This is a genomic window from Lishizhenia sp., assembly GCF_057456495.1.
The window spans coordinates 1-3,655 of record NZ_JBVCPV010000239.1 but is presented as its reverse complement, the minus strand read 5'-3'; the positions used below and the strand labels follow the sequence as shown (position 1 = coordinate 3,655).

General features: G+C 36.0%; 5 protein-coding genes. 4 read left to right on the top strand and 1 reads right to left on the bottom strand.

All coding sequences use genetic code 11. The annotated features are described in order from the left end of the window. On the top strand, nt 1-204 hold a 204-nt coding region (locus AC22ZQ_RS13265; RefSeq protein WP_318959245.1), incomplete at its 5' end, for a hypothetical protein. Beyond that, complete coding sequence (locus tag AC22ZQ_RS13260) at nt 204-629, top strand: hypothetical protein (protein WP_318959244.1); 426 nt, start codon at nt 204-206, stop codon at nt 627-629. The genes AC22ZQ_RS13265 and AC22ZQ_RS13260, both read left to right, overlap by 1 nt. Here the strand turns inward: AC22ZQ_RS13260 and AC22ZQ_RS13255 are convergent, their stop codons facing one another. Beyond that, the gene (locus tag AC22ZQ_RS13255) at nt 630-1,427 is read right to left on the bottom strand and encodes a T9SS-dependent choice-of-anchor J family protein (protein WP_318959243.1); all 798 of its coding nucleotides are present in this window, start codon (nt 1,425-1,427) and stop codon (nt 630-632) included. A gap of 153 nt (nt 1,428-1,580) precedes the next feature. Here AC22ZQ_RS13255 and AC22ZQ_RS13250 point away from each other — a divergent pair, with 153 nt between their 5' ends. Beyond that, nucleotides 1,581-3,053 carry a sodium:solute symporter gene (locus AC22ZQ_RS13250; RefSeq protein ID WP_318959242.1) on the top strand — a complete coding sequence of 491 codons (1,473 nt, stop codon included), beginning with the start codon at nt 1,581-1,583 and terminating at the stop codon, nt 3,051-3,053. Nucleotides 3,054-3,130: 77 nt separating this feature from the next. Next, a partial coding sequence (locus AC22ZQ_RS13245; RefSeq protein ID WP_318959241.1) for a hypothetical protein occupies nt 3,131-3,655 on the top strand: 525 nt, incomplete at its 3' end.

Genomic DNA, 3,655 nt, shown 5'->3' with positions numbered 1-3,655 from the left:
TTTGACGACCTAGTTGTTTCTTTGGTAGACAATCTAGAAGGCACCTACCAACGTTATGACGTGTTATTGCAATACAAGGAAGGAAAATACCATTTAATAGAGGCTTTAGGAGATTTGCAAGGTAGCATAGACACACCCGAAATGAAGAAGAATGCCAAAGCCTTTTTTGAAGAGCGTATTCGAAAAAATAAATTAATGTTTTAATGCGAAAAATCAGTCTTTACCTCTTCCCTTTATTAATGGGAGCATGCATACACGAAAGTGAATTGAAACCTATTCTACCGTTAGAATTCTTACACGACGACAATTCTAAGGTATGGGAAGTAGATCAAGATGGCCAAAGGCTAGATCCTAATCTACCACATTACAATACGCTCATTTTCTACAACACGGGCTATGTGTTTTTTCACCCTAAAAACAACCTCGATGTTAGTACAGGAAAAAAAGGTACCTATGCTTTATCTTTAAAGGATTCAGACACCTTGCTTACCCTAGATATAAACGGCACCCAAGCGTTCTATAAAATAACTCAATTCTCAAAAGATAATATTCGATTTGTGCCAAAAAAAATGGACACATCTTCTAAAGATGCATCCATTCATATCGTTCCATTTACAATGCCTTATTAACTATTGCTTTACAATGCGTTCAACACCGTAAGTGCCATTTACTTCATACTGTAAAAAATATACGCCCTGTGGTAGGTGAACCAAAGAACATTCTGTTTTAGTTTGTTCTGGAATCACCACTTTTCCTTCCATATTTACGATAGAGTACGTCACATTTGAGGTACTCGAGATGAACACCTTATCTGCAGTAGGATTTGGGAACACATTGACATCAACTAACTCAACCTCTTCTACACTTACAGGATCCTCTATCCTTACTTTCACATCATCAATAAACAGTTTAAAACCATTAAATGTAGTATTTACATAAGCTATGTAAACTGTTTGATCATTATATCCATAATCAGATAAATTCACTTCGCGTTCTAACCAGTATGGTACTTCGTTATTTACCAATATCAATGTATCTGTAAAAGATGTAATAGCATTATCTGTGGTAGAAATTAAAAGCTTATAATCATCCGGATAAGATGGGTCTGCAGACATTGCTTCCCATGACAATATATTACCATATACTCCTAAATTTATTGCAGGAGAAATTAACCAGCGATCCGCTCTATCAATAGGGTCAAAGTAAGAAGTACTCGCCGCAACAGTATCACCGTACAAGCTATCTTCTGTATAAGTAATCCAGGCAGAATCAAATTCTTGCACCGAAGGATCTACGGTTAAACCATCATTATCTACAATCGTCCAGGTATTAGGTATTCCCTGTTGAAAATCTTCATTAAAAACCTCTGTTTGCCCCATTACAAAGGAAACTACAAACAAAGATGCAAAAAGCATAATTTTATTCATAGTCACAAAAATAGGAAAATTGCTGATGTAGGATGTATCATTACCTCCCCCCTGTTATTCTTTAACAAAGATTGTAAAAATTGGATGTTTATAACTCTCTGAGAACCCTTACCATACTGTCCTGTCCTTCTTTATCTTTGAAACAAAAAAGCGATGTCAAGCACCCTCATTTTAACGGTTATTGCCTTATACTTTGTTGTATTAATAAGTATCTCTTATTTCACTTCTAGAGGAGCGAAGAACTCTACTTTCTTTTCAGGAGATAGAAATTCGAAGTGGTATTTGGTAGCTTACGGTATGATAGGAGCTTCACTGTCTGGGGTAACCTTTATTTCTGTACCTGGAGAAGTGGACAGTTTAGGTTTTAGCTATATGCAAATGGTAATTGGTTACCTCATAGGTTATGTTATTATTGCTTTTGTACTGATGCCTTTGTACTATCGACTTAACGTCACCTCTATCTATGCCTACTTAGGCGAACGCTTTGGAAACACGGCACATAAGACGGGAGCTGCTTTTTTCATTATTTCTAGAATTCTCGGTGCGTCTATACGCTTATTTCTGGTAGCAGACATATTACAATATTTTGTATTCAAGGAAATGGGCGTGAGTTTTTACGTAACTGTTTTCATCACACTTGTATTAATCTACCTCTACACGTACCGAGGTGGAATTAAAACGATTGTTTGGACAGATACCTTGCAAACCACATTTATGCTAGTAGCGTTGGGGATTAGTATTTATTTGATTACCCAACAATTTGGTACAGCGCAAAGCTGGCAACACTTGGAAGGAATTGGCGCTATGGATTGGTTTGTTACCGACGATGGTAATGCTAAAAACTATTGGTTAAAATACATATTGGCCGGAATGTTTATAACACTTGGTATGACAGGTCTAGACCAAGATATGATGCAAAAAAACCTCACCTGTAAGAACATCAAGGAAGCGCAGAAAAACATGATGAGTTTTTCTGTAATTCTCTTCTTTTCTAACTTACTCTTTTTAGTCCTAGGAGGCATGTTATTTCTCTATATTCAAGAAACACCTGAGCTTATGGAGGTATTCAACGGAATGGAGGCTGACAAGCGTAACGATAGACTCTTCCCCCTCATCGCTTTGAAAGGACAATTGGGTACAGGTCTAGGAATTACCTTTTTATTAGGATTAATCGCTGCAGCATACTCCAGTGCAGATTCTGCTCTTACTTCCTTAACTACATCTGTGAGTCTTGATTTGTTTAAAATAGACCGTCTTGAGGAAAAGAAATCTCAACGCTATCGAAAAATCATACAGTTTTGTATCACCGTATTAATCTTTATCACCATTTGCCTGGCAAACATATACAAAGAACAAAACGTTCTCCGTACTTTATTTGTAATGGCGTCTTATACCTACGGTCCCCTTTTAGGTCTCTTCTTCTTTGGAATTTTAAGTAAGAGGAAAGTTAATGCAATGGCTCTTCTAGCTATTTGTATCAGTATTCCCACCCTACTTATTATCCTTATGAACAATTCGAAGCCAATTTTTGGTGATTTCTTAATTGGATCTGAACTATTAGGAATCAATGGACTCCTCTGTTTTACAGCGCTATACATCGCTTCATTATTAAGCAATCAAAAATAAAGTAAAAGGAAGTTATAAGAATGAACTAAAGCTTCAATTGAAATTACTAAATTGCTCCTATCTATAAGTAAAACAACATGACGACGCATTCAATTTTACGTGTTGAAGAGAATTTAAACTTCGTGAATACCCATGGTATCGATGGTTATTGGGTATATGATTTTTCCCAACAGAAAATCACATTCGCTTCCTCATTATTGATAAAATTGTTTGGATACAATTATAGATTATCATCAGACATTGAAAAAGCGCTGATTGATATCAATAACAATACTTTAGCACTTCAACCCTATGTTGATTACTTCCAATTTAACAAAGCTCATAAAAGTGGAACAATAAATTTTCTGAATGCAAAAAAGGAAAAACTTCATTTCAACATTGATTGTAAACTCTACACGAGTGTAAATGAACAACGCTACATTATTGGAGCTTTATCAGAGTATGTCAACACAGAGGGGGAATTAAGCACCCTTCAATTACTTCAGCAACAAGCTGAAAGGTATAAGTTTATCATCGCAGGTACCGATGTAGGTACATGGGAGTGGAATATTCAAACGGGTGAGACAATTTTCAACGAAAAATGGGCCAATATCATTGGATAC